Source organism: Stenotrophomonas sp. yr243 (assembly GCF_900184195.1).
Taxonomy (GTDB): domain Bacteria; phylum Pseudomonadota; class Gammaproteobacteria; order Xanthomonadales; family Xanthomonadaceae; genus Stenotrophomonas; species Stenotrophomonas lactitubi.
This window is the reverse complement of sequence record NZ_FXWT01000002.1, coordinates 1068920-1093502: the sequence shown is the minus strand read 5'-3', so window position 1 is coordinate 1093502 and position 24583 is coordinate 1068920. Positions and strand designations below refer to the sequence as shown.

At 60.4% G+C, this 24583-nt stretch carries 21 protein-coding genes, 1 tRNA gene and 2 pseudogenes; 22 read left to right on the top strand and 2 right to left on the bottom strand.

Going from position 1 to position 24583, the window contains the following annotated elements; genetic code table 11:
• Positions 1–13 precede the first annotated feature (13 nt).
• From QOL57_RS11690 to QOL57_RS11600, 19 genes and pseudogenes are all read left to right on the top strand, one after another.
• Positions 14–2989, top strand: a complete 2976-nt coding sequence (locus QOL57_RS11690; RefSeq protein ID WP_089237579.1) for a TonB-dependent receptor — start codon at positions 14–16, stop codon at positions 2987–2989.
• Positions 2990–3053: 64 nt separating this feature from the next.
• On the top strand, positions 3054–4409 hold the full coding sequence (locus QOL57_RS11685; RefSeq protein WP_089237577.1) for a Gfo/Idh/MocA family oxidoreductase: 1356 nt from the start codon (positions 3054–3056) through the stop codon (positions 4407–4409).
• Positions 4410–4723: 314 nt separating this feature from the next.
• Entirely contained in the window at positions 4724–9406 is a 4683-nt protein-coding gene (locus QOL57_RS11680) for an RHS repeat-associated core domain-containing protein (RefSeq protein ID WP_089237575.1), read from the top strand.
• Positions 9407–10058: 652 nt separating this feature from the next.
• A complete protein-coding gene (locus tag QOL57_RS11675; protein ID WP_089237573.1) occupies positions 10059–10532 on the top strand; it encodes a tetratricopeptide repeat protein in 474 nt (157 codons plus the stop codon).
• 39 nt (positions 10533–10571) lie between these two features.
• Positions 10572–11329, top strand: a pseudogene (locus QOL57_RS11670) (RHS repeat-associated core domain-containing protein); the annotation flags it as partial.
• A 472-nt stretch (positions 11330–11801) separates the two neighbouring features.
• Positions 11802–12299 (top strand): hypothetical protein, encoded by a 498-nt coding sequence (locus QOL57_RS11665; protein WP_141134230.1) that lies wholly within the window; start codon positions 11802–11804, stop codon positions 12297–12299.
• A complete protein-coding gene (locus tag QOL57_RS21435) occupies positions 12292–13248 on the top strand; it encodes an RHS repeat-associated core domain-containing protein (protein ID WP_342351550.1) in 957 nt (318 codons plus the stop codon). Before QOL57_RS11665 ends, QOL57_RS21435 begins: the two co-directional genes overlap by 8 nt.
• A gap of 1168 nt (positions 13249–14416) precedes the next feature.
• A complete protein-coding gene (locus QOL57_RS11655) occupies positions 14417–14752 on the top strand; it encodes a hypothetical protein (RefSeq protein WP_141134229.1) in 336 nt (111 codons plus the stop codon).
• Between the two features lie 222 nt (positions 14753–14974).
• A pseudogene (locus QOL57_RS11650) lies at positions 14975–15543 on the top strand (RHS repeat protein); the annotation flags it as partial.
• 288 nt (positions 15544–15831) lie between these two features.
• Positions 15832–16137, top strand: coding sequence for a hypothetical protein (locus QOL57_RS11645; protein ID WP_089237569.1), 306 nt, complete (start codon positions 15832–15834; stop codon positions 16135–16137).
• A gap of 124 nt (positions 16138–16261) precedes the next feature.
• On the top strand, positions 16262–16612 hold the full coding sequence (locus QOL57_RS11640; protein ID WP_089237567.1) for a hypothetical protein: 351 nt from the start codon (positions 16262–16264) through the stop codon (positions 16610–16612).
• Positions 16613–16700: 88 nt separating this feature from the next.
• Complete coding sequence (locus QOL57_RS11635; RefSeq protein WP_244900689.1) at positions 16701–17267, top strand: hypothetical protein; 567 nt, start codon at positions 16701–16703, stop codon at positions 17265–17267.
• 21 nt (positions 17268–17288) lie between these two features.
• Positions 17289–17696 (top strand): hypothetical protein, encoded by a 408-nt coding sequence (locus QOL57_RS11630; RefSeq protein ID WP_141134228.1) that lies wholly within the window; start codon positions 17289–17291, stop codon positions 17694–17696.
• A 37-nt stretch (positions 17697–17733) separates the two neighbouring features.
• Positions 17734–18141: a DUF6869 domain-containing protein gene (locus QOL57_RS11625; protein WP_141134227.1), complete on the top strand. Its 408-nt coding sequence runs from the start codon at positions 17734–17736 to the stop codon at positions 18139–18141.
• A gap of 178 nt (positions 18142–18319) precedes the next feature.
• Entirely contained in the window at positions 18320–18649 is a 330-nt protein-coding gene (locus QOL57_RS11620) for a hypothetical protein (protein ID WP_089237561.1), read from the top strand.
• Positions 18646–19062, top strand: coding sequence for a hypothetical protein (locus QOL57_RS11615; protein WP_089237559.1), 417 nt, complete (start codon positions 18646–18648; stop codon positions 19060–19062). Before QOL57_RS11620 ends, QOL57_RS11615 begins: the two co-directional genes overlap by 4 nt.
• A complete protein-coding gene (locus QOL57_RS11610; RefSeq protein ID WP_089237557.1) occupies positions 19052–19420 on the top strand; it encodes a hypothetical protein in 369 nt (122 codons plus the stop codon). Before QOL57_RS11615 ends, QOL57_RS11610 begins: the two co-directional genes overlap by 11 nt.
• A 161-nt stretch (positions 19421–19581) precedes the next feature.
• A complete protein-coding gene (locus tag QOL57_RS11605) occupies positions 19582–20067 on the top strand; it encodes a hypothetical protein (protein WP_089237555.1) in 486 nt (161 codons plus the stop codon).
• Positions 20068–20167: 100 nt separating this feature from the next.
• The gene (locus QOL57_RS11600) at positions 20168–20659 is read left to right on the top strand and encodes an adhesin (protein WP_089237553.1); all 492 of its coding nucleotides are present in this window, start codon (positions 20168–20170) and stop codon (positions 20657–20659) included.
• A gap of 57 nt (positions 20660–20716) precedes the next feature.
• Here the strand turns inward: QOL57_RS11600 and QOL57_RS11595 are convergent.
• Positions 20717–20793 (bottom strand) — tRNA-Arg (locus QOL57_RS11595).
• Positions 20794–20942: 149 nt separating this feature from the next.
• Here QOL57_RS11595 and ubiA point away from each other — a divergent pair.
• The 3 genes from ubiA (at position 20943) to QOL57_RS11580 (ending at position 23902) form a co-directional block, all read left to right on the top strand.
• Complete coding sequence (gene ubiA, locus QOL57_RS11590) at positions 20943–21836, top strand: 4-hydroxybenzoate octaprenyltransferase (protein ID WP_089237551.1); 894 nt, start codon at positions 20943–20945, stop codon at positions 21834–21836.
• 171 nt (positions 21837–22007) lie between these two features.
• On the top strand, positions 22008–23432 hold the full coding sequence (locus QOL57_RS11585) for a TIGR00366 family protein (protein WP_176429840.1): 1425 nt from the start codon (positions 22008–22010) through the stop codon (positions 23430–23432).
• 308 nt (positions 23433–23740) lie between these two features.
• A complete protein-coding gene (locus QOL57_RS11580) occupies positions 23741–23902 on the top strand; it encodes a hypothetical protein (protein WP_164745118.1) in 162 nt (53 codons plus the stop codon).
• 54 nt (positions 23903–23956) lie between these two features.
• Here the strand turns inward: QOL57_RS11580 and QOL57_RS11575 are convergent, their stop codons facing one another.
• Entirely contained in the window at positions 23957–24583 is a 627-nt protein-coding gene (locus QOL57_RS11575; RefSeq protein WP_089237549.1) for a YiiX/YebB-like N1pC/P60 family cysteine hydrolase, read from the bottom strand.

Genomic DNA, 24583 nt, shown 5'->3' with positions numbered 1-24583 from the left:
GGAGAGAACCCCGATGTTGCCCGCCCGCCACCACCGCCCCCCCTGTCGTTCGATCGCACCGCTGTCGCTGGCCATTGCCGGCGTGCTGCTGTCGGTCGCCGTTCCTGCCTTCGCCCAGGAGAGCAAGGACAAGGCCACCGACCTGGCCCGCATCGAAGTCACTGGTTCCAACATCCGCCGCACCGACGTTGAAACCGCCTCGCCGGTGCAGGTGATCAGCAAGCAGGACATCCAGAACATGGGTGCGCGCACGCTGCTGCAGGTGCTCGACAACCTGCCGGCCGCACGCCCAGCGCAGCAGGATGCGCGCTCGCTGTTCACCGGCTCGGACGGCGCGTCGCAGGCCAACCTGCGCGGCCTCGGTGCACAGGGCACGCTGGTGCTGTTGAATGGCCGTCGCCTGTCGTACTACGGCGCGCCCGCCGGCTTCCAGACCCAGTTCGTCAACATCGATGCGATTCCCGCCGCCGCCATCGAACGCATGGAAGTGCTGACCGACGGCGCCTCGGCCGTGTACGGCACCGACGCAGTGGCCGGCGTGATCAACGTGATCACCAAGCGCAACTTCCAGGGCGCGGAGATCAGCTTCACCAACGGCACCTCCTCGCGCATCGATTCCTACGGCGAGCGCCAGGCCAGCATCACCGCCGGCTTCGGTGACCTCACTGAGAACCGCTTCAACATCTACGGCGCGGTGAACATGTACCGCCGTGACGCGATTCCGCTGGCCGACTTCTATGACAAGCGCCCGGACCAGTACTACGTCAACAACCCCAACTACCTGAACAACCTGCGCCTGGGCGTGGGCAGCAAGCCGGGCCAGTTCAACCCGGGCAGCTACTTCGCCTTCGATCCGGTCACCGGGCGTCGCGTGCAGGAAGCCGCGCCGGGCTGCCAGAACGTACTGCAGGGTGAAGCCGCCGGCCCGCGTTGCGTCTGGGAAACCTGGATGAACAACGAGATCGATGCGGGTGCCAAGTCCGAGCGCAACACCGCCTACCTCAACGGCACCTTCCTGGTGGGCGACAGCACCGAGATCTTCGCCGAGGCCACCTATACCGATATCGACCTGCGTGCCAACGGCGGTACGCCGCGCAGCTACGGCACCACCACCGGCAACCCGACCAGCTGGTTCTCGCGTGATACCGGCAACAACGTCAACCAGTTCCTGTATCCGTTCCTGGGCCCGAACAACGAGTACAACCACGCCAGCCCCGAGTTGAAGGCCATGATGGGTGGCGTGGTCGGCCTGCAGTACCTGCTGCAGGACGCGGGCGCCAACTACTTCGGCCAGCGCAACACCGACAAGAGCTACCGCGTGCTGACCGGCGCGCGTGGCAACGTCGGTGACTGGAACTGGGAAACCGCATTCGCCACCGCTGGCACGCACTCGACCACCTACCAGACGATCAACGTCAACGTGAAGGGCTTCGAGAAGGCCTTCGGTCCGTACAGCATCGACCCGGGCACGGGCCGGGTGATCATCTCCGACCACCCGGCATACAAGTTCGGTGAGATCAGCGAGGCCAACGGCGCACTGATCCGCGGCGCCTTCCCGACGTTCGACATCCAGTCGTGGACGCGCCTGCATACCCTGGATGGCAAGATCGAAGGCCCGCTGTTCAAGCTGCCGGCCGGTGACATGCGCGCCGCGTTCGGCTTCAACGCCAGCCGCGAAACCTTCTATACCCCCGGCAACGCCGATGCCGCCGCCGGCCTGATCACCCAGCAGGGTGGCTCGTGGTTCGATGGCGCGCGCAACACCTATGCGCTGTTCGCTGAAACGGTGGCGCCGATCACCGAGAAGCTGGAACTGGATGCCGCGGTGCGCGTGGACAAGTATCCGAACTTCAGCGCCAACGTCGCGCCGAAGATCGGCTTCAAGTACCAGGCCTTCGATCAGCTGATGCTGCGTGGTACCTATTCCACCGGCTTCCGCGCCCCCAGCCTGGCCGAGTCCGGCAACGGCGGCGTGTACGCGCAGCTGGGCGGCTTCCGCGATGAACTGCGCTGCGCCGAGACCAACGCCATCGCCAACCTGCTGCTGAAATCGCAGCGCGGCGGTGATGTCGACCTGGGCAAGAGCCTGCTCAACGTGGACTGCAGCCGCACCGTGGCACGCATGACCCAGCCGAACCAGAACCTGAAGCCGGAGAAGGCGAAGATCGCCACGCTGGGCTTCGTCTACGAGCCGGCCACCTGGCTGTCGGTGTCGGCCGACTACTGGTTCATCTACCGAGACAACGAGATCGTCGCCCCGGATTACCGCCGCGCCGAAGACATCATCTCGTCGTCGCGTTCGCCGATCACCGACAGCGATCGCGCCAATCTGGCCGTACTGTCGGCGATGTGCGCCGACCCGGCCAGCGGCGTCAGCTGCCCGGGGACGCTGCCGGGCTACTCGGCCGGCAACGTGGCCAGCGTTGTGGGCCAGTACAAGAATCGTGGCAAGACCCTGATCGATGGCTTCGACATCGATGCGCGCAGCCGTTTCTCGCTGGGTGAATGGGGCGGGCTGAACATCGGCCTGGCCGCGACCATCGCCAACCGCAACCGCTTCTACATGGATGAACAGAACGGCTGGTTCTACGGCGACGTGGTGGGCTACTACAACAACCCGCGCCTGCGCGCGACGCTGAATGCCGACTGGACCTACAAGCAGGTCACCACCAGCATGTTCGTCAACTACGTGGGCGGCACCAAGTGGGCCACCGACCAGGTCGACGAAGTGAGCAACAACAAGGAGACCTGCACCGGCGGCTACCTGGCACTGCAGAAGAGCAAGTGCGATGGTGCACCGTCGTGGTGGACCGCAAACATGAGCGTCACCTGGCGCCCGGACGATGCCTGGAACCTGAGCTTCACCGTCAAGAACCTGTTCAACCGCCTGCCGTTCTACGATCCGAACAGCTTCCTGGGTGACTCCAGTGACTACGCCACCATCTTCGGCCGTGGTTACAGTGTGACCATCGGCTACCGGTTCAAGTAATTCCGTTTGCGTGACCAGGCGCGCTGGCCGAGGCTGGCGCGCCTTCAAGAGGAGAGTGTTTGCCATGAAGCGTAGGGAATTCATCGCGGCCAGTGCCGCTGTCGCCGCCAGCAGCCTGCTGCCGCAGACCCCGGCATGGGCGCGTGGCCGCAAGGTACGCCTGGCCGTGATCGGCACCGGCATGCGTGGCCTGGTGCTGTTGAAGGAACTGGTGCGCCGCGACGACGTGGAAGTCGTTGCCCTGTGCGATATCGAGCCGATCATGCTCGGTCGCGCGGTCGAGATGGTCAGCAAGGCCGGCAAGCCTGCGCCGAAGACCTACGGCCAGGATCGTGACATCAATGCCTGGAAGCGCCTGCTGGAGCAGAAGGGCATCGACGGCGTGATCATCGCCACGCCGTGGGAATACCACGCACCGATGGCGATTGCCGCGATGCAGGCCGGCGTGGCCGTGGGCTGTGAGGTTGTGGCCGGCATCACCCTGCAGGACCACTGGGACGTGCTGAAGACCCAGCTGTCCACCGGCACCCCGTACATGCTGCTGGAAAACGTCTGCTACCGCCGCGACGTGATGGCCGCGCTGCAGATGGTGCGGCAGGGCCTGTTCGGCGAGCTGGTACACCTGCAGGCCGGCTATCAGCACGACCTGCGCGGGGTGAAGTTCAACTCCGGCGACCCGAACCAGCCCTACGACAGCGGCGTGGAGTTTGGCCCGAAGGGCTGGAGCGAAGCACGCTGGCGCACCGAGCATTCGGTGGAGCGCAATGGCGAGCTCTACCCCAGCCACGGCATCGGCCCGTGCGCGATGTATACCGGCATCAACCGCGGCAACCGCTTCACCCACATCAACGCGTTCGCCACCAAGGCACGCGGTCTGCATGACTACACCGTGGCCAAGAGTGGTGGCACCACCCACCCGAGCACCAAGGTGAAGTTCAAGCTCGGCGACATCGTCACCACCACGCTGGCCTGCGAGAACGGCGAGACCATCCTGCTGCAGCACGACACCTCGCTGCCGCGCCCGTATTCGATGGGCTTCCGCGTGCAGGGCACCAAGGGCCTGTGGATGGACGTGAACCATTCGATCCACATCGAAGGCCGCAGCCCGCCGCACCAGTGGGAAGAATTCAAGAAGTATCAGGACCAGTACGAACATCCGCTGTGGAAGCAGAATGCCGACACTGCCGCGAGTGCAGGGCACGGTGGCATGGACTGGTTCGTGATCCATGCGTTCGTGGAAGCGCTGAAGGCCAAGGCGCCGATGCCGATCGACATCTACGACGCAGTGACGTGGAGCGCGATTACCCCGTTGAGCGAGCAGTCGATCGCCAACAGTTTCCAGACGCTGGAGTTCCCGGATTTCACTGCGGGCCTGTGGCAGAAGCGCAAGCCGATTTTTGCGTTTGATGGGAAGTATTGAGATCTAGACCCTTCCACGCTGTGACGGAGACGCCGGGCACTGCCCGGCATTTCTGTTTCTGGGGGCATTCGCCTTGTAGAGCCGAGCCCACGCTCGGCCGCGTTGCCGACACCCCCTGCATCAGAAAACTCTGAAATTCGACTCACTCCGAACTTTATGACTTGAATACGTAACCCACATCGGAGATAACGTCCCCATGCGGCCACGCCGCAATCCGGAACAGGGACGATCCGAAGCAGGGCGGGAAAGGGCAATGGCTGCCCGAGCGCCTTCGTTCCTCCCGGCGTGGTAACCGCCCAGGATGGAGGACAGGGATGTTGAAGCGATTGAAGGATCTTTCGTGCGCAGCGCTGGCGATAGCCGCGTTGGGGTGCGTGGGTACCACTGCGGTGCAGGCGCAGGAGGTGAAGAAGGAATGGCTTGCATTGGCGCCGGGGAGTCAAAAGCGCGCGACCGAGAAGCTGGCACAGCGTGATGTGGAGGCTCGATATGAGCGTTATCAGCAGTATGGTGCGTTCAGTTGGGAGGTGCGCGGTGTTGCATCGCTCCCCGGCAAGGTGATCTATGACTATGCGATCAAGCCTGCCAAGCTGATCAAGACCGACTGGGTGTACAGCTACGGATCCCAGGAATACAACTCTCCAGAAGAACTGTCTGCTGCCTTGAAGGCAGAAGTGCCTCAAGTACCTTCCTGTCCGATCACGCAGGTAACAATTGGAGAGGACTGGGAAGGCATTCCCGGGGGCGGCGCAGGTGCGGGCGCGGATGGCAGCAACACCGGCGAGCAAGGTGGAGCTACCGTTGACTTCTACTATCTCAACCCGAGTACTTCAACTTGCGTGCTGATAGGCGGAACCCGCTATCTTCAGCGCAAGCGTGAAGTCAAATGCCCGAACATCAACAGCACCATCATGACCTGGCAGGCAGCCAAGGGTATGTGTGCGATGCCGCCTTCGCTGGATACCGGCACGCTTTCGCTGATGCGCAAGTATACAAGCTCCCCAGTCGCCAAACAGTGTGACACGCCTGGCAATCCCTGCGATCCGACCACGGGCGACAAAACCCAACCTGAGCCGGACTTTGATCTGGGCTGGATCAGTTTTCGTCGCCACTATCACTCGCTGACAAGCACGCCCGGCGGTGCGCTGGGTACGGGGTGGACGCACTCGCACAATCTCCGTCTTACGCTTGGCGTTGACAGCAGTACTTACCCGCCGGGGACAGAACTGAAAGTGGGGCTCTTGAGCGAGGATGGCACACATGGCGCGTTCCCGAAGCGCGGCGCGTACTACGAGTCCAACGATGGCAGTGGGGATCGTGTCGTCCAGCAAGGAGCAAGCTGGCTGATGTCGCGCTCGCGCGAGCGCATCGTGTTCAGCGCTTCCGGGCTGATGGAGCGCCGCGACTTCGAGGACGGCACTTGGCTGGTTTACACCTATGACGAGCAGAAGCGGTTGCTTGGCATCTCTCATTCCACTGGTCGCCAACTGCAGATGGAGTATGCCGTCCCCGGAAACGACTCCTTGATCTCCGCCCTGCGGGTTTCCGGGCAAATAGTGGTGGCCTATACCTATACGCCCGCAGGTGAGCTGTCGACGGCTACATATGCCGACGGCGAGTCGCGAAGCTATCACTATGAGGATGCTCGCTTCCCGGCGTATCTCACAGGAATCACCGCCGAGGACAATCGTCGATACAGCTGGTACGCCTATGATGACAAGGGACGCGTCTTCTGCAGTCGGCATTCTGGTGACTGCACCGGAACGGATGTCGGTGTTGATGGAATTCATCTGGACTACACCGCCACCGGTCCAGTCATTGTGACTGACGCGCTGGGTAAGCAGAGTACCTACGGATTGACGGCTGCCGATGGCAGCGGTCTTCCACGCAAGGTCAATGGCATCACCGACAGCAGTGGCACCGCCGGTCGTACCTACCTCCCAGAGGGCACGGACTTCCGTCGTCGCCTGCAGTCCCTCACCGATCGGCGCGGCGTGGTGACCCAGTACGCCTACGCCGAGGCCAGCGACCCGACCGCCGGTGCAGTAGCCGTGACAACGACGACGGAAGCGGCTGGAACACCCCAGCAACGCATCAGCGAGACGCGTGTCGCGCTCGACAGTAATCGCGTTGTGCAGCAGACGGTAGGCAATCAGGAAACCCGCATCACCCGCAACGCGCGCCTGCAGCCGACCAGCGTCACCGTGCGCGATACAACGACCAACCAGACCCGCGTGACCACGCAGAACTATTGTGAAGCCGAAGGTCCGGACTGTCCGCAGGTAGGCCTGCTGAAAAGCATCGACGGTCCACGCGCGGACGTGGCCGATACCGTGAGGTATGCCTGGTACACCGCCGATGATCCGGGGTGTGCGACCAACGGTGCCTGCGCGTTCCGTAAGGGCGATCTGCGCAGCATCACCAGTGCGCTGGGCCATACCGTTGAAACACTCGCTTACGATGCCTTGGGGCGCCCACTATCGGTGCGCAATGCCAATGGCGTGGTGACCGACTACACCTATCATCCGCGTGGCTGGCCGACGTCGATCACCGTGCGTGGCGCCACTACTGCCGAAGACCGAAGCACCCAACTAAGCTATTGGCCCACCGGCCACGTGCAGCAGGTCACCGAGCCCGACGGCAGCAGCGTCACCTATGTCTACGACGCCGCCCAGCGGCTCACGGACATTGCCGACAGTGCGGGCAACACCATTCACTACACCTTGGACAACGCCGGCAACCGTCTGCAGGAAAACACGGTCGATGCAGGGGGTACGCTGCGCCGCACGCTGGCCCGTGTCTACAATACCCTCGGGCAGCTGACCGCGCTGAAGGATGCCGGCAACAACGCCACCGGCTTTGCCTACGACGCCAATGGCAATCCGCAGTCGGTCACCGATGCCCTGCAGCGGGTGACGAACCAGCAGTACGATCCGTTGAACCGGCTGGCGCAGTCCCTGCAGGACGTGGGCGGCGTTGCTGCGCAGATCCGCTCCAGCTACAACGCATTGGATCAGGTCACCCAGGTAACCGATCCCAAGGGCCTGCACACCACCTACGCCTATAACGGCTTTGGTGATCTGACCGGACAGGTCAGCCCGGATAGCGGGAACACTACTTTCACGGTTGACGCCGCTGGCAATCGCAAGACCCGCACCGATGCGCGCGGCGTGACTGCCACCTACAGCTACGACGCGCTCAATCGGCTTGTCGGTATCGCCTATCCTGATCCCAACCTGGACGTGGGCTATCACTACGACACCGCGCCAGCGGTATGTGCCAGTGACGAGCGTTTCGCCAAGGGTCGCCTGGGTCAGGTGCTGCACGCCAACGGCAGCACCGTGTACTGCCATGACCGATTCGGCCAAGTCACCCGCAAGGTGCAGACGATCAATGGTGCAGCCAGCACGCTGCGCTACGCCTACAGCAAGTCCGGTCGCCTGACCGCGTTGACATACCCGGACGGAAGCGTTGCCGACTATGCGCGCGACGCCCAGGGGCGGATCAACCAGGTTGGCCTGACCCGCCCTGGACATACCCGGCAGGTGGTGGTCAACAACGTGACCTACGCAGCCTTCGGCCCGGCGACCGGCTGGACCTACGGCAATGGGCGCCAACTGCAGCGCCCGCTGGATCTGGACTACCGTCCGCAGGCGGTGCATGACCCCGCGGCAGGCGGTCTGTCACTGGGTTATGGCTACGATGCCGTTGGTTCGATCACCGAGCTGAAGAGCGGTGCAGGTTCTCAGGTGCTGGCCAAATACGCCTACGACACACTCGGCCGCCTGACCCAGACCCAGGATGGCGCCACGGGTACGCCGATTGAAACCTATGGCTACGACGCCACCGGCAACCGTACCTCACTGACCACCTCGGCCGGGACCGCCAGCTACACCTATCCGGCTGACAGCCATCGCCTGATTGCCGTGGATGGTCAGGCGCGCAACCAGGACGCCGCGGGCAATACCACCAGCATTGGCGGCAAGACGTTTGCCTACAACGATGCCAACCGCATGAATGCGGTGAAGCAGGGCGCTGCTGTAGTGGAGAGTTACGGTTACAACCACCGCGGCGAGCGCGTGCTGCGCAGCCCGGCTGGCGGGGATGCTCAGATCACGGTCTATGACGAAGGCGGCCAATGGATCGGCAACTACTCGGCGACCGGGCAGGCGCAGCAACAGGCGATCTGGCTGGACAACTACCCGGTGGCGCTGATCCAGACAACAGCCACGGGCGTGCCGGAGCTGGCGTACATCCAGCCCGATCACCTGGGTACACCGCGTGTAGTGATCGACCCTGTGCGCGATGTCGCGATCTGGGAGTGGAGCAACAAAAGTGAGGTGTTTGGCGATCAGGCACCGGCCAATGACCCGGACGGGGACGGTGTGGCGTTTGATCTGGCGCTGCGCTTCCCGGGCCAGCAGGCGACGGATGCGAGTGGGCTGTTCTACAACTACCAGCGGGAGTATGACCCGGCGGTGGGGCGGTATTCCCAGAGTGATCCGATTGGGTTGGAGGGGGGGATTGGTACGTACCTGTATGCTTCGGGGAAGCCGCTTTCGAAGGTTGATGAAAATGGCTTGGTCGATGTGTGGGTGTGGATGCCGCTCCCTTATGAGGGAGGGCTGCCGAGCTATGGCAAGCTGCATTCGTCTTTCGGGCACGTTTCGACAACTTCAAATGGTGTCGACTACTCATTTGGTCCTGCGGGTAACTCCATTAGCACGAATTACGTTTCATCTCAGCTGAATCTTAGGACTGGAATCAAGCACACAATAGAGCTTACGCCACAGCAAGAATCAAGAATGTCGGAATGTCTCGCGAGACCACAGGGGAAGTACAGCGCCGTAAAAAATAATTGCGGAACGCCGTTGCAGAATTGCATGCGAGAGATTGGTAAGGAGCTCCAGCCAATGAATATGATTCTTCCGGAATCAATAAATCACCTTCTTTGGTGGATGTCTGATGAATCTACCATTCAGGAGGGGGCGAAATGACGAAATTGATGCTTGGCATGATTTTGATTTGCTCAACAATCATCGTCACTTCCTGTGGAAACCAAGGTAGGGAGGTTGTCCCGGAGGATGTAATGGAAATTTATGATTCGGTCGAAGGTGGCGTTGTAATTGGTAGAAGCACTACTCCGGTTCCAGTTGTTGGATATGTGTATCCCGACAAGACTCGCTACGTATTGCAGGTATGCCACTTAGGACGCCTGGGATATGTGCGGGACGGAATACGGGAGCTAAGGGCGGCCCAAAGCCCGAGGTCGTCTTGCCCGGACACCGCAAAGAGAGGCAACTAGACTTGATAGTAGAGATATGTCTGATTGGGAACCTTGGACGAACAGCCGGTGAGCTTCATTGAGAAGCTTGTGGAGGTAGTGCCTGAATAGGAGGCCGGAATGGATCATGGCGCACAAATGCCTCTGGTGACACGGAGATCGATGAGTCTGCCGGCTCCGGCCGGGCGCAAACCTCTTTCCCGTGCGAACCGCTTCCTGAGTTTGCTTTCGGTTACGGTTTCAGCAGTCGCTTGTCTGAGGCAAAAAAATGGCTGAGAAGGACGCGAAGGATAAATTGGGTGCCAAGTCGACCCACCACATTCAGTGTAGGTGTACAAGCCCCACCGGAGAGGGGATCATCCCACATGGGTAATTTGCCTACAGCACTTTCGGAAGACTTCTCAGTTCTTCTGGATTCCGGAGACATGGCTGGTGCTGCATCACTGATTCGTAGTGCCGCTGAGGTGGGCTCCGCAGAAGCAATATTTCTTTCTTCGACCTTTAGTCGCCCTCAGGAAAGCATCGATGAGTTCGAGTTAAGAAGCTTGGCTGAGGTTGAACTCTCAGCAGCGAAAGGGTATGCCCCCGCGCAATATAGGCTCGGCTGCTATCTGCAATTCGGAGACTTTGTGAATGTAGATGCCGTGGAAGCAGCCCAGTACTTTAAGCTGGCGGCGAATGCTGGATATCCTCCCGCAATGTATGAATATGGGTTGGCGCTTTTCCATGGAATAGGTGTGGATAGCAAGCATGACGAAGCGATCTCGTGGATCATGCTCTCAGCTGAGAAGGGAGATGAGACTGCTGCTGAGTTCTTGAAGAAGATGCGAGGCAGCTAGCGTCCTATGATGTTCAGCGATATCCGTGGTGCACCGCGGCAACTGACCAAGCCCCGGGACTGTACTACCGGCACACCGATCGAAACCTATGGCTACCCACCTCACTGACCACGTCGTCTTAGGCAGCTAGCTATACCTATCCGGCAGACAGCCACCGCCTGATTGCCGTGGATGGTCAGGCGCGCAACCAGGACGCCGCAGGCAACACCACCAGCATTGGCAGCAAGACATTCGCCTACAACGACGCCAACCGCATGAATGCGGTGAAGCAGGGCGATGCTGTGGTGGAGAGCTATGGTTACAACCATCGCGGTGAGCGCGTGCTGCGCAGCCCGGCTGGCGGGGATGCTCAGATCTCGGTCTATGACGAAGGCGGCCAATGGATCGGCAACTACTCGGCGACCGGGCAAGCGCAGCAGCAGGTGATCTGGCTGGACAACTACCCGGTGGCGTTGATCCAGACACCAGGCACGGGCGTGCCGGAGCTGGCGTACATCCAGCCCGATCACCTGGGTACGCCGCGTGTAGTGATCGACCCTGTGCGCGATGTCGCGATCTGGGAGTGGAGCAACAAAAGTGAGGTGTTTGGCGATCAGGCACCGGCCAAAGACCCGGACGGGGACGGTGTGGCGTTTGATCTGGCACTGCGCTTCCCAGGCCAGCAGGCGACGGATGCGAGTGGGCTGTTCTACAACTACCAGCGCGAGTACGACCCGGCGGTGGGGCGGTATTCCCAGAGTGATCCGATTGGGTTGGACGCAGGCATATCGACATACTCATATGTCGAGTCGAATCCAAATTCAAATCTAGACATGTTGGGTTTGGAGTCTGGGCAGTTCCAGTTTGAAAAATATCGAATGAAACAGCCTGAGGCACTACCAGCAACAGACATCGGTGATGCGCTCGTCGCGGGCAGGATGCTTTCAAACTATAACTCCGAGATGAAGTCGAGGAGCATAACCGGTTCAGATCAGTTCTATCATTGTTTGGCGGCTTGTCGAGCAACTCAAGTAACAAGCAATCCCCGAGTGGTGTTGGAGCTAATGGCACTGAAAGAAGTGAAGGACTACTATGCGGGCCGAGTCGGTCTCTACGGAGACGGCCGTAGAAGGAGTCACTCAGAGATGCAGAGAGATAACTCTGGAGATATGGCCGCAAATCGTCACGGAGCCGCGTGTAAATTGGGTGAAAATTGCGCAGAGCGTTGTGCCAGCTATGTTCCGGTGTCGTCTCGTGTTTTCCTGAAGAACTACATTCCGGAGTGGGAAGGTGAAGAATAAATCAAAGAGATTAGTATTTTCTGTATCGATTTTTGCAATCGCTATTTCTGGCTGCAGCGACGCGGGGCGAAGCTATGATTCGCTCTCAAAAATATTTAACGAAGGCGACCTGTCTGTCGCAAAGGTTGTAGCTATTCCTGAGGATGCCTCCTCTATTCATATTCGGTCGAATGCTGAGGCAGGCCTCTACTATATTTCATATGATACAAACTATTCGATGCGCTACATCAATGAAAATGGGATGTTAAAGATTGGCAAAGACCTCGCGCCTCTGATTCGTGATTCGCTTGGCTTTGCAGCTAATCTGCCGCCCAGCATCGCTCTTTACTACAGGTGCAATGCCCCTTCAGCTCCTCTGCAGGATGTTCGTAAAAATTCTCATGAAATAATAATGATGGGGTCGGATGGTCAGCGGCAATACCTGTGGAATCGTCGCAATGATGAGGAGCTAGAGGCTGTCCTCTGCCGGCCTGTAGGGAATGGGTAGTGCCAGTTTTGAGGCCAAACTGCGCGGAGTTGGCCTTGAGATAGGCTGGATCGGCCGCAACGGCCTCCTGATTGAAGAGCGGTGCGGGCTGTGCCACCGGCAACCACCTGGACAACTACCCGGTGGCGTTGATCCAGACACCACCATGGGCGTGCCGGAACTGGCCTACATCCAGCCCGATCATCTGTGTACACCGCGTGTGGTGATCGACCCCGTGCGCGATGTCGTGATTTGGGAGTGGAGCAACAGGAGTGAGGTGTTTGGCGAACAGGTACCGGCCAATGACCCCGATGGGGATGGTGTGGTGTTTGATCTGGCGCTGCGCTTCCCGGGCCAGCAGGCGACGGATGCGAGTGGGCTGTTCTACAACTACCAGCGCGAGTATGACCCGGCGGTGGGGCGGTACTCGCAGAGTGATCCGATTGGGCTGGACGGGGGAATAAGTACCTTCAGCTATGTGCGAGGGGGGCCTCTGGGTGCAGTTGATCCATCAGGTCTCAAGGATTGCGAGTGCCTGTCGGCGACTTTCAGCCAAATCAGAAGTCAACTGCCAAGCAAAGGAGTAGTCGGACAGGTCGCCGATGGTGTATCGAGTTACATTACGGGCGTCGCTTGGGGCGGTACGGCATTGGCGGCTCAGGCGGGTCTGCTTGGGCAGACTCCGCTGCAGCAAGCGATAGACACGAATGCTCAGATGGGTGTTGTATGGGATCAGGTAAGAGCACATCCCCAGCAAAGTGCAATTGCTGTCGGTGCGGTGGCGTCAAAGTATCCAGTGCAGACAGCAAGCCGAATTGCTTCGGGTGGGGCGGTTAGCATGATTTACTCTTATCCTGTTGGCCTTTCGGTCTCTGCGCTTGCTGCCTATGGATCCGGTTTCAAGGCGGCACATCAAAATCCGCAAGCTGTGGCTGCGGCGGCCGTTGTTGGAGAGGAGGTTTGCAAATGATGCGACTGTTATCGTTCTCTTGTACTGCCTGTGGCACAGAAGGTCAGAGATTTTCGGTGCTTGGCTGCCTGGAAAGGAGGCCTAAAACTATCTGCAGTCATTGTGGCAGTACGATTGAATCCGGCTTAAGTGAGCTCTCTTACGTTGCATTCATCTTCTATGCAAACGGGTTGACGCTTGTGCTTGCTCTTCCAGTTATTTTTTCCTTTGTGGGGGGGGCAATGGATAAGCGCTACCGCGCTGACCTTGCTGTATTTGCTACTGCTGACTATGCCTGCAATTATTATTCACGCGAGGTCAGTCGTTGTACAGGGACGCTGACGTCTTCCATCTATGCCAGATGCATCTCGGCTCGAACCAGGAGGATGCCATCATTGCTGCTGCTATTTCAGTGAGGCGATAGTGACTAGTCGCGACGATTGGAGGTCCCGTCTGTATTGCTGCCCTATCCCGAGTAGCGCGCTGCGATCGCTCTCTTCCTATTGCACCTTGGCCCGTATTCTCGCCAGCGGCCGCGCTGTCCGCTGCTTGTCTGGAGTGGATCGAACTGATGGGCTTCTGATCTATGGTGCACATGTTAGAGGCCGTCCCGGATGTGGCTGGACGCGCTCATTTTTCCTGGCCTTAATCGGAGGGATGGTTTTGGGCGGATGTGACAATGGTCGTTTGGGAGAACTGCAGACAAAGCCCATCTACGCTGAACTGAGCAGTGCATACTACGGTGGGATGTGCGAGGGTGAGGCCAGTCCAAGCGCTAGCACTGAGAGTGTTCGTGCGCTGCGCATTGGTATGATTACCGGTGATTGCGCAGTGCTTTATTTGGATGGAGTAGATAGGGCTGGTGAACTCGTGATCTATGGGGCGAAGACTGGGGCCCGTCCTGAATGTTCCGAGTTGGTTCGGAAGCTTGAGGTCGAACGGGGAAGTTCGGCCGTTCTCGCCAGAGCTAGAGAAATATGCAAATGATAATTTCCAGCCATTCCTCGTATCACCTTCAGCATGCAGATGAGCGAAGATTTCCGCTGGTTCTGAACAGTATCGAGGGGAGGTTGGGCGTCGAAGCGCTGAAGTTCGCCGAAGCGGATGGGGAGTGCTGGTGCAAGGTCAGATGAGGATGAGTACAAAGAGCCGATTGAAGATATGCTTCGTCCTGGCTTCGCTTGATTTCATGAGCGTGCTGCTTCCACCTTCGACAGGTTGGAGGTTGTGCATTCTCATTATCGCTGGGTCGATGCTGAACTTGGTTGTGATGTACCTGGTACTGAAAGGTGTGGCTCCGCTGATAAATGGGGTCGAGCACGAAAGAGATGTAGCATTATCAAAGCGATGGATAACCGCGATCGGGGTGGCTGGGACGCTGGTTGTTGTTGCGTCCGGATTCCAAGGGGGTATTGAGAGGCAAGCCATACCGTTCCTTTTGAGTGGGTATGTGCTGCTGCTGATCGTCCCTGGAAGAGTTATGAGCTTGGCTGTTGCTCGACGAATGGACGAGGTTGACGGCTAGTAAATCGAAGCGAATAGTTTTGGATCGCAAAGCGATTTCAGGGCTGACATCGCACGCAGGAGGTACGCTATTCGTGAGAATTATTCAGCGAGCGTTGCCTTGAGCAGGCGTCAGAAGATCGCCGAGGTGTTGAAAGCTGTCCTTTACGTTTTGGGCGGGCCCTTGGTATGGATAACAAAGTCGGGAAAAATAATTGATCCGAAATGATGGTCGTCATTTCTGATGGGATGGCCATGATTCCGTCGGTTCGATCACCGAGTTGAAGAATGGCACTGAATCGATGGTGCTGGCCAAGTACGCTTATGACGCGCTGAGCCGCCTGACCCAGACCCAGGACGGCGCGACGGGCACGCCGATTGAAACCTATGGCTACGACGCCACCGGCGAACGCACGTCGCTGACCATCTCGGCGGGGACCGCAAGCTACACCTATCCGGCTGGCAGCCATCGCCTGATTGCCGTGGACGGCCGGCGCGCAACCAGGATGCCGCGGGTAATACCACCAGCATTGGCAGCAAGACGTTTGTCTACAACGATGCCAACCGCATGAATGTGGTGAAGCAGGGCGCTGCTGTAGTGGAGAGTTACAGCTACAACAACCGCAGCGAGTGCGTGCTGCGCTCGCCGGTCAGTGGCGATGCGCAGGTCACGGTCTATGACGAAGGCGGGTGGTGGGTCGGCAACCATTCGGCTGCACCGGGCAGGTGCGGCAGGCTATCTGGATGCACAACTATCCGGTAGCGTTGATCCAGGCGTCAGCTGCGGGCGTGCCGGAGCAGGCGTACATCCGGGAGCCCAAAGATGCCCGCGATCCAAACGGCGCGAAAGCACCGGGCTTGCCAGGTGGGTCTGAAGGGTATTGCCCCGGAAAGATTGCCCGAAATGGGTGCGCGCACCAAAGGGTAGAGGGTATGGCTGAGAGGACAGTGCAGGTGACGCATGGGTGCCGACCGGTCCAGCTACCGATTCAGCTGGGAAGCCTCACGGTGGGCCGCACTGGGATGTGCAGAGCAAGCGAAATCCAAAGCGATACAAGAATGTCTATCCAGGTGGACTGATTAGGTGAGCGGTGAGTACGTATGGAGCTTGAGGCCAAGAGCGTCTATTTCTTTTCTCAACAGGATGAGGATTTCTTCTTTGAGTGGATTGGCCGAATAGGCTGCATAAATAACGTGGTTGGTAGGGGAGGTACCATTTATATTGGCCTCGACCAAAATGCGGTTCTAGAAGACGAGGTATGGGAAATCGTTGCGGTCTTCAGCAGGTATCGTGTCCCATTGGCACAGTTGGGAGCACTGGATCGTGCAGGCTACTCGCGCGTGCTGCGCAGGGAACTGCGGAGATGGAGTGCTCAGAAGGCAGAGGGCACGCAGGAACTTGAGTAGCTCGATGTAGCCCCGTCCTCCTGCCAGAATTGTTCTGGTCGAGGCGACGGTGTTGTGTGGACAAGGGCAGGTCTGCCGGCCTGCCCTCGCCGGCGGTGGTCAAGAGAGTCGGCGCCTTATTGCCGTGGATGGCGTAGCGCGTAACGAGGACGCTGCGGGCAACACTGCCAGCATCAATGGCAAAACCCTTGCCTATCAGGTGATCTGGTTGGACAACTATCTGGCGACGCTGATCAATGTGGCCGCAGCGGGCATGCTGGAACTGGCGTACATCCAGCCCGATCACTTGGGTACACAGCGTGTGGTGATCGACCCTGCGCGCGACGTCGCGACCTGGGAGTGGAGCAAAAAGATTGAGGTATTTGGCGATCAAGCGCCGTCCAATGACCTGGACGGGGATGGTGTGGCGTTTGAACTGCCGCTTGCGGAGACACCTGCTGAGCGTGCCCAGCGAGTATGCGAGGAACTTGGTTAGGATCCGGGCAAAGGGCAGGGGGCAAGCGTGAGCAAGCTATAAGGAGCATGCGAAAACCCATTTCACTCCGGGTGGCGACGAGCCGGTATTGTTTGACAAGTTCTTCTTCAATTTCAGTCAAGATCCTCTGGTGGACGAAATTCCAGAAGAGGTCAGGGATGATTGTGACACTTTGGCAGGGGATGTGATGGCTGATATATATCCGGTTGGGATTGCTGCGCATGGGAGGATCGTCTGGTTTGCGTGGGTGTCCGATGATTATGATCATGTGCTTTCGAAAAAAGGGAGCCCTGTGTCGGCTGGCAGTAAGGAGGGCCTTGACCACGAGGTCGCTGCTTGCGATGGGGCTCTGGACTGGGAGGGTGAATCGCTGCTCGACGTCGAGTCCTTGATATCTTCGGTCGATTCTGGAGTTGGAGTTAGCCCAGACGCTGTTATTGATGCTTGGAATTTCATGACGGATCTCTTCAGGGTGGTAGCAAAATCTCCGCGGAAGATTTTTCACGCCGATATGATGGATACGTATGACGCATTCTTCTCGCAATGCGATATCGCTCGAACCGTTGGGCTGGCGTCTGTCTCCATCTCCAGACGTGACCTCGATCGTGCGAAGATCGTTTTGCAGAACGGGTTGCAGATGGTACTCAGCATTTAGCGGAACCCTTCCAGGCCTCTCATGTCTATTCAAGTAACGAATATTTCCCTGCGGATCTGGCACCCCTCCATGCGGGCGTCTGATATCGCGTTGGAGTTCGGTCTGACGCCCAGATTCTCAAGGACAGTGGGCGATCCACGCCCGCCATCTTCGGATGGAGGCCTGTACGACGAAACGTACGTTTCAATGCAGCTCGTGAGCAAGGCGAGTGTTGAGTTGGACGAGGAGCTGCGTAGGTGGTGCGATGTGCTGTCCGCCAAGGCTCGGTTCTTGGATGAGATTGTTGGTGGCGGCGGGAAGGCGGAGTTCTATGTAAGTCTCTTTACGGAAGCGTTGGGAGGTTTTGAGCTTGATCACAGCCTGCTCAAAAGAATTGTTGAACTGAGCCTTGGTGTCTCAGTTGAAATCTATCCTCCTGTGGCGGGGTGAAGCTGTTCGCTTGGCCTCTCAACCGGGAAAATCTGGGATGCATCGAAATAGAGGTATTGAATCAGCCGGAAAGCCGCATGGTGGACCGCAGAAGATCGCCGAAGCATGGGTTCAGTTCAATCGACTTCCCATGGGCGCCAGTGAGCGGCAATCGCACATGCAGGTGCTGGATGTTGTCGATGACATCATTCAGCGGGATGCCGACGGAGGATGGGAATTCATTGAGGCCGTCAGGCAGATGGATGTGGATGCACCTCTACTATCCAATCTCGCAGCTGGACCATTGGAGGACTACTTGGTGGCCCATGGCGAGGCAGAGATCGAGAGGCTGGAGAGCTTGGCAAAGCAGGACGCTTCTTTTCGTGAGCTGCTTGGCCGGACGTGGAAGAACTCCATGTCGGACGAGGTCTGGCGGCGAGTACAGCGTGCCGCCCGGTCAGGCTGATTCCCAGCGCGCGGGGGGAGTTCCCGAGTGTGGACGACGCTGACGACACCCACCGATGAGCGCCCACGATCTGGAAGCATCGCAGTGAGTACGGATCTTCGGTGAGCTGGCACCCACATGGTGCGGAGCCGGCAAGAGTTGTGGTAACTGCAATCGTTCGACTGGAGAGGGTCACGCAATGAAAATGGAGAAGGTGGAACTACAGGCCGATAGTGTGGTGTTCTATTCGCCACGGGACGAAGCGCATTTCTTCGGCTGGCTGGATCAGATGGAGTGCGTCATCGACGTGGTTGGCCGGGGCCGGGTCATCTACATCCAGGTCGATAGGCGACGGGTGGATGCCGAGGCGCTGCGCGACATATTGGCTTTCTTCCAGCGCTACCGTATTGCCATGAAACAGCTCAGGGTGTTCGATTCAGAAGCCTTCTCGACCTGGTTCAGGCGTAGTGACACCTATTGGTACCGCCGTGTGTTCAGTCCGCCGGCGCCTAGCAAGGAAATTGCATGACGGTTGAACGTGCAGAACGGCACAAAGGGTGTCTGATGCGCTTGTTCACCTTTGCCTGCCCCATGTGCGCCGCCGATCGGCAGCGCTTTTCGATCCTTTCGGCACTCGCGCGTCGGCCGAAAAAGCTCTGTCGAGGCTGTGGGATCGTGCTTCGTTCACACCCATCAATCGGCGTGTATCTTCTGTTCTTGCTATACACGCAATTCATCGGGCTGATCGCGGGCTTGCCGCTGATATGGGCCTACATGGAGCAGCAGTGGATGGCGATGGCCGCGCTCTGGGTAACCGCGCTTCTGCTATGCCACGTACCAGCGATGGCGATGCATGCGCGAGGAACGATCTGCCGTGACAAGGTGGATCCAGATCGAAGCTACGTACGTGCCAAGAAGCAGGCCTCCACGCATGATCCTTGAGTTCAACGAACTGCCCTGGTCGGACGCCACCTTGGTTGCGGTGTCCGTTGATCGCAGCAATCCGGGTAATCAGGATGAAGTAGTGGTCCACGTGCGCTGGCCCGACGGACGTAACGAGCAGGTGACCTTCGTTGAATGCCGCGGCGCTCGATTGGCGCTCAACTTCGGAGTGCTGGGTGAGGACACGATCGAGCGTGCGTATGTCGATGATGGAAGCGAGGTACTGGCCGACTGCAGACAGCGCTGGGCGGCCTCGGGGGTGTTGCTGCCAGAACTTCAGTGCTTCCGCATCGAAACCTGCACCACCGGCAGTTCACTAGACATCCTGGCCATGAGTTGGCAAGTCGATCCGCAGTGATGGCCGATGTAGAAAGTTGGGAGTGGAACAGTATGAGTGAGGCGTCCGGTGCCCGGGCATCAGCCTGTAATCCCGATGGGGTGGGCCCACCCGCCAGCGGGTATCTGACCGGTCTGTGGCGCGGCAAGCGCAGGAGGATTCGGGGTACCCCAGCAACGCCGATGGCTGGAGTTTTGCGCGCAGCGCTGCTGCTCTTGCCAATGCTGGGAGGCTGCAGCATCAACCAGTTTCAACACACGGAATGGAGATCGGACTGGGTAGATGTTTCATCCGATGCGATCTTCCCTGGCAATTCAACGACTCTGCCGCTTGACCGCATTTCCACACTTGATCCGGCCAGTGAAGCCGCCATTGCGGAGTGGATGTGGAAGAATTCACTGGTCGTGGTATCGGCATCAGAGATTGAAGGGAAGATCGGTTCAATGCCGTTGAGTGGCCTGAAGCCAGCACCCGGGGAGAGCGTCTATCTCGTCAGGGCCGCTTCGGATGAAGGCAATGGCAAGTTCATCGGCTACATCAACGACAAGGGACTTCTCCTCATGTATGGGGTCATGGGTGGGTGCGGCGAGCAGAAGCACCGGGTGGTTGCTGTGAGCCTGCGGGAGAAGCCCGCCAACGTCTTCGGCCGATGCTCGGCGGCGCTGTAGTGCGCTGAAGAGTCGAGCAGCGGCAGTGTGCAGGTGCCCTGCCGTCGCTGCCGGATCATCCGGTAGGCGGCACGCGGAACATCAATGGAGGATCTGCAGCGTGACCAGGCATCTCGTCCTCTGTCTGGCCATTGGCCTGACCGCATGCGCCGCCCAAGAACCACGCGCGGACTCATGCCCGACAGTCGTCATCACCTATGCCGGCATCGCACGGGTGGATGGCATGACCTTCGGCCGCTTCCAGATCAATCCGCATGGTTCTCGGCCACTGCAGCTGTTGCTGGCCAGCGCCGACAGACGCCTGTATGCCAGGACAGCCACCGCAGAGGTTCGCCGGATTGGCGAACAGGCGTGGCGGTCCTTCAATGTCATCCTCGAAGAAGTTGCGCCTCCGGCGGCACGGCTGTCGATCGCCCCTGGCGAGGCAATGACGGTGCTGTTCGACGGCGACGGCGCGTTTCTGCCCGGCGCGATCAGCGCTGGGGAGGAATTCTCGATCATCGTCCGCGACGTGCACGGCTGCGCCCACCGCTCGGTTCCCTTCCAGCCTGGCGTCAACGGAGCCGCAGCGGGGGATCGGGAAGCCGAATGAAGCCACGACCAGCGCGCCACGCCGTGGTGGCAGGCAGGGGCGAAGACTGAGGGAAGATGGCGCGCCCGGAGGGATTCGAACCCCCGACCAATGGCTTCGGAAGCCACTACTCTATCCGGCTGAGCTACGAGCGCGTGGTGGAACCGCCGCGCCGTCGGCCAGGGCCGGGGCGGGCATCGCAACGCAATGAGGCGGTGCGGGATGGGCATTCTATCCAGTTTCGCCGCACAAATCTCCCCCCGGCGGCAAAGTCGCTCAGAAGGCACAGGAGTATCCTAGTGTCATGGCTGATACCCCTCTTTCCGCGCCGCATCCGGCGCCGACGCCGCGCTGGCGTCATTACTGGAGTCTGATGCGCGCCGATCGCCCGATCGGCACGCTGCTGCTGCTGTGGCCCACCTGGTGGGCGTTGTGGCTGGCTGCTGGCGGGCTGCCGCCGCTGTGGACCCTGTTCGTGTTCACCGCGGGCGTCTGGCTGACCCGCTCGGCCGGTTGCGTCATCAACGACTACGCCGATCGCTGGCTCGACCCGCACGTCGAGCGCACCAAGGCGCGGCCGCTGGCGACCGGTGCGATCAGCGGCCGTGCGGCGCTGGCACTGTTCGCGGTGCTGATGCTGGTGGCCTTCGGCCTGGTGTTGACCCTGAACGGCCTGACCATCGCCCTCAGCTTCATCGGCGTGTTCCTGGCCGCCAGCTATCCCTACCTGAAGCGCTATACGCATCTGCCGCAGGTCTATCTGGGCATGTCGTTCGGCTGGGGCATTCCGATGGCCTTCGCGGCCGTGCAGGGCGAGGTGCCGCTGCTGGGCTGGCTGCTGTATGCCGGCAACATCCTGTGGTCCACCGCCTACGACACCTGGTACGCCATGGTCGACCGCGAAGACGACCTGAAGATGGGCTCGCACTCCACCGCGATCCTGTTCGGCGACCTGGACCTGGTCATCCAGGGCGTGCTGTACGCACTGTTCCTGGCCACGATGGCGCTGGTGGGCGTGCGCGGCGGGCTGGGCGGGTACTACCTGGCCGGCGTAGCGGTGGCGACGCTGCTGGTGATCTACGAATTCTGGATCTGCCGCAACCGCGAGCGTGGGCCGTGCTTCAAGGCCTTCCTGCACAACAACTGGGTGGGTGCCGCGCTGTTTGCCGGTATCGCCGTGGATCTGGCGCTGCGTTGAGAAGCGCAGCCGAGCGTGGGCTCGGCTCTACACGGATTGTGCGTAGCGCCCGAGCCCATGCTCGGGCGGCGGCGCACAGCGCCGGGCATCCTGCCACCTACGACCAATAGGTGGCAGACAGCCCGCACCCCACCGCCCAGAATCAGGTCATCGAACCTGGGAGGGTAGGTGATGGCTTCGACGGCAGCAGTGCAGGACGGCTGGATGGCGCGCGCAGCGTTGCGTTCGGCCGCCTGGGCGGAAAAATGGTTCCCCGATGCCTATGTGTTCGCGGTGCTGGGCGTGGTCATCGTCGCGGTGGCGGCGATGGGCTTTGGTGCCACCCCACAGGCCACCGCCAGCGCCTTCGGCGACGGCTTCTGGAGCCTGATTCCCTTCACCATGCAGATGGCCTTCGTGGTCATCGGTGGCTATGCCCTGGCCACTGCGCCGGTGGTGGCGCGCTTCATCGACTTCCTCGCCCGCGTACCGCGCACCGGTCGCGGCGCAGTGGTGTACGTCGGCCTGGTCAGCATGCTGGCCTCGCTGCTCAGCTGGGGCTTCTCGCTGGTGTTCGGTGGCCTGCTGGTGCGCGCGCTGGCCCGCCGCACCGAGCTGCGCATGGACTACCGTGCTGCCGGTGCCTCGGCCTATCTGGGGCTGGGCGCGGTATGGGCGATGGGCCTGAGTTCGTCGGCCGCGCAGCTGCAGGCCAATCCGGCCAGCATGCCGCCGGGGCTGGTGGAGATCACCGGCGTACTGCCGTTCACCGAAACCATCTTCCTGTGGCAGTCGATTGTGCTGACCGCCGTGTTGATCCTGGTCTCGTTGTTGATCGCCTGGTGGACCGCTCCGGCCGCCGGCAGTGCGCGCACCGCCGAGGATTTCCCGGGTGCCGCGCAGGCCGAACCGGAGCCGCTGCAGCGCCGCACGCGCCCGGGCGAATGGCTGGAATACAGCCCGTTGTTGACCGTGCTGCTTTCGCTGCTGGCCTTCGGCTGGCTGTTCAACGAGTTCGCCAACAAGCCGTTGGTCAGCGCCATTGCCAACCTCAACACCTACAACTTCATGTTCATCTCGCTGGGCCTGCTGTTGCACTGGCGCCCGCGCAGCTTCCTCAACGCGGTGGCCAAGGCGGTACCCAGCACCACCGGTGTGCTGATCCAGTTCCCGCTGTACGGTGGCATCGCCATGATCCTCACCCATGCCGCCGGTGGTGATGGCGAGACGCTGGCGCATCGGCTGTCGAGCCTGTTCGTGCACGTGGCCAGCACCGAAAGCTTCGCGCTGGTGATGGGCGTGTACTCGGCGGTGCTGGGCTTCTTCGTACCGTCCGGTGGCGGCAAGTGGATCATCGAAGCGCCGTACGTGATGCAGGCTGCGAACGAGCTGAAGGCGCACCTGGGCTGGGCGGTGCAGGTCTACAACGCTGCCGAAGCGCTGCCGAACCTGATCAATCCGTTCTGGATGCTGCCGCTGCTGGGCGTGCTCGGCCTGAAGGCCCGCGACATCGTCGGCTTCACCTTCATCCAGCTGCTGGTGCACATCCCGCTGGTGCTGGGATTGCTGTGGCTGCTGGGGATGACCCTGGTCTATGTGCCGCCGGTGATGCCGTAGCGGGTGCAGCGCCGAGCCCGCGCTCGATCCGGAAACCTGCCTGCGTGCTCTGCAGACGGGACCGAAGGGGCAGGCCCCTCTGCGCGCGCTACGCCGGTGCAGGCTGCTGAATGCGTTCGTTTCCGGCTGCAGCATGACCACATGCCAAACCCGCATGAATCCTTCAGTGGCTTGTGCCGCAAGGGCTGGCGCCGGTTCATTCACGCGCGTACACATCGGTGTAGCCCGCTCACAACGCATGGTTAACCAATCGCTGCCGACGATGGCCCCGTCCACCGCATTCCGCGCGTGGCATTTGGAGATCGGACATGGCACAGCAGAACCAGAACCCGAACCAGAAGCAGCAGGGCCAGCAGAACCAGCAGGATCAGCAGCAGGGGCGCGGCCGCGACCAGCAGCAGCAACAGCAGCAGGAACAGCAGAAGCGCAACCAGAACCAGCAGCAGGGCGGGCAGGACGAGGAAGAGTGATCCTGGCAGCCGCCATCCATCACCGACGAAGCCCCGCCCTGTGCGGGGCTTCGCTTATTCGAGCACGCCGATCCGCTGCAGCACCGTCGCTGCGGCCATGTCGTTGGGGTTGGTACCGGGCAGGCCCTGCGGTACGTCCAGGCCCATGCCGCGATACAGATCAACCCAGTGCTGGGAGATCTCACCGGTCTGCGGGTTGCGGAAGTTCATCGGCTGCAGCGCGAACACATGGTGCGCACGGAATGCGCGTTCGATGAAGTCCGAGCAGTAGTAGCTTTCGTCGTTCAACACATAGGCGGTGTTGTACGGCTTGCCCAGCATCGTGCGCGCGGTGGCCACCGCATCGGTGATGGCATTCCCTGGCGGCGCGCGCAGGCGATAGACCACGACCTGCCGCTGCTTGCTACGCGCGTCTTCGCGGAACTGGTCCAGCGTCTGCCGGCGCGAGCCCTTCTCGTCGGCATGCAGCACCTCCCAGCCCTGCGGTGCCGAAGCCACCAGCGCGACATGGTCGAAGCTGGGCGCCCCTTGCTTTCCCGTCGCATCGTCGATGGCCGCGCTCAGGCCACCGTGACCCGCGGTGACGAACAGCAGGTCGCCTTCACGGACCTCGATGGCCATCGCCAAGGCTGGCCACAGGGCGGGCAGCAGCAGGCCGATCAGGAGCAGGAGGCGGCGCAT

Coding starts and splice junctions, on each gene's coding strand:
- QOL57_RS11690 (WP_089237579.1), top strand. CDS start 14: ATGTTGCCCGCCCGCCACCACCGCCCCCCCTGTCGTTCGATCGCACCG.
- QOL57_RS11685 (WP_089237577.1), top strand. CDS start 3,054: ATGAAGCGTAGGGAATTCATCGCGGCCAGTGCCGCTGTCGCCGCCAGC.
- QOL57_RS11680 (WP_089237575.1), top strand. CDS start 4,724: ATGTTGAAGCGATTGAAGGATCTTTCGTGCGCAGCGCTGGCGATAGCC.
- QOL57_RS11675 (WP_089237573.1), top strand. CDS start 10,059: ATGGGTAATTTGCCTACAGCACTTTCGGAAGACTTCTCAGTTCTTCTG.
- QOL57_RS21435 (WP_342351550.1), top strand. CDS start 12,292: ATGGGTAGTGCCAGTTTTGAGGCCAAACTGCGCGGAGTTGGCCTTGAG.
- QOL57_RS11655 (WP_141134229.1), top strand. CDS start 14,417: ATGAGCGTGCTGCTTCCACCTTCGACAGGTTGGAGGTTGTGCATTCTC.
- QOL57_RS11645 (WP_089237569.1), top strand. CDS start 15,832: ATGGAGCTTGAGGCCAAGAGCGTCTATTTCTTTTCTCAACAGGATGAG.
- QOL57_RS11630 (WP_141134228.1), top strand. CDS start 17,289: ATGTCTATTCAAGTAACGAATATTTCCCTGCGGATCTGGCACCCCTCC.
- QOL57_RS11625 (WP_141134227.1), top strand. CDS start 17,734: ATGCATCGAAATAGAGGTATTGAATCAGCCGGAAAGCCGCATGGTGGA.
- QOL57_RS11620 (WP_089237561.1), top strand. CDS start 18,320: ATGAAAATGGAGAAGGTGGAACTACAGGCCGATAGTGTGGTGTTCTAT.
- QOL57_RS11615 (WP_089237559.1), top strand. CDS start 18,646: ATGACGGTTGAACGTGCAGAACGGCACAAAGGGTGTCTGATGCGCTTG.
- QOL57_RS11610 (WP_089237557.1), top strand. CDS start 19,052: ATGATCCTTGAGTTCAACGAACTGCCCTGGTCGGACGCCACCTTGGTT.
- QOL57_RS11605 (WP_089237555.1), top strand. CDS start 19,582: ATGGCTGGAGTTTTGCGCGCAGCGCTGCTGCTCTTGCCAATGCTGGGA.
- ubiA (WP_089237551.1), top strand. CDS start 20,943: ATGGCTGATACCCCTCTTTCCGCGCCGCATCCGGCGCCGACGCCGCGC.
- QOL57_RS11585 (WP_176429840.1), top strand. CDS start 22,008: ATGGCTTCGACGGCAGCAGTGCAGGACGGCTGGATGGCGCGCGCAGCG.
- QOL57_RS11580 (WP_164745118.1), top strand. CDS start 23,741: ATGGCACAGCAGAACCAGAACCCGAACCAGAAGCAGCAGGGCCAGCAG.
- QOL57_RS11575 (WP_089237549.1), bottom strand. CDS start 24,583: ATGCGCCGCCTCCTGCTCCTGATCGGCCTGCTGCTGCCCGCCCTGTGG.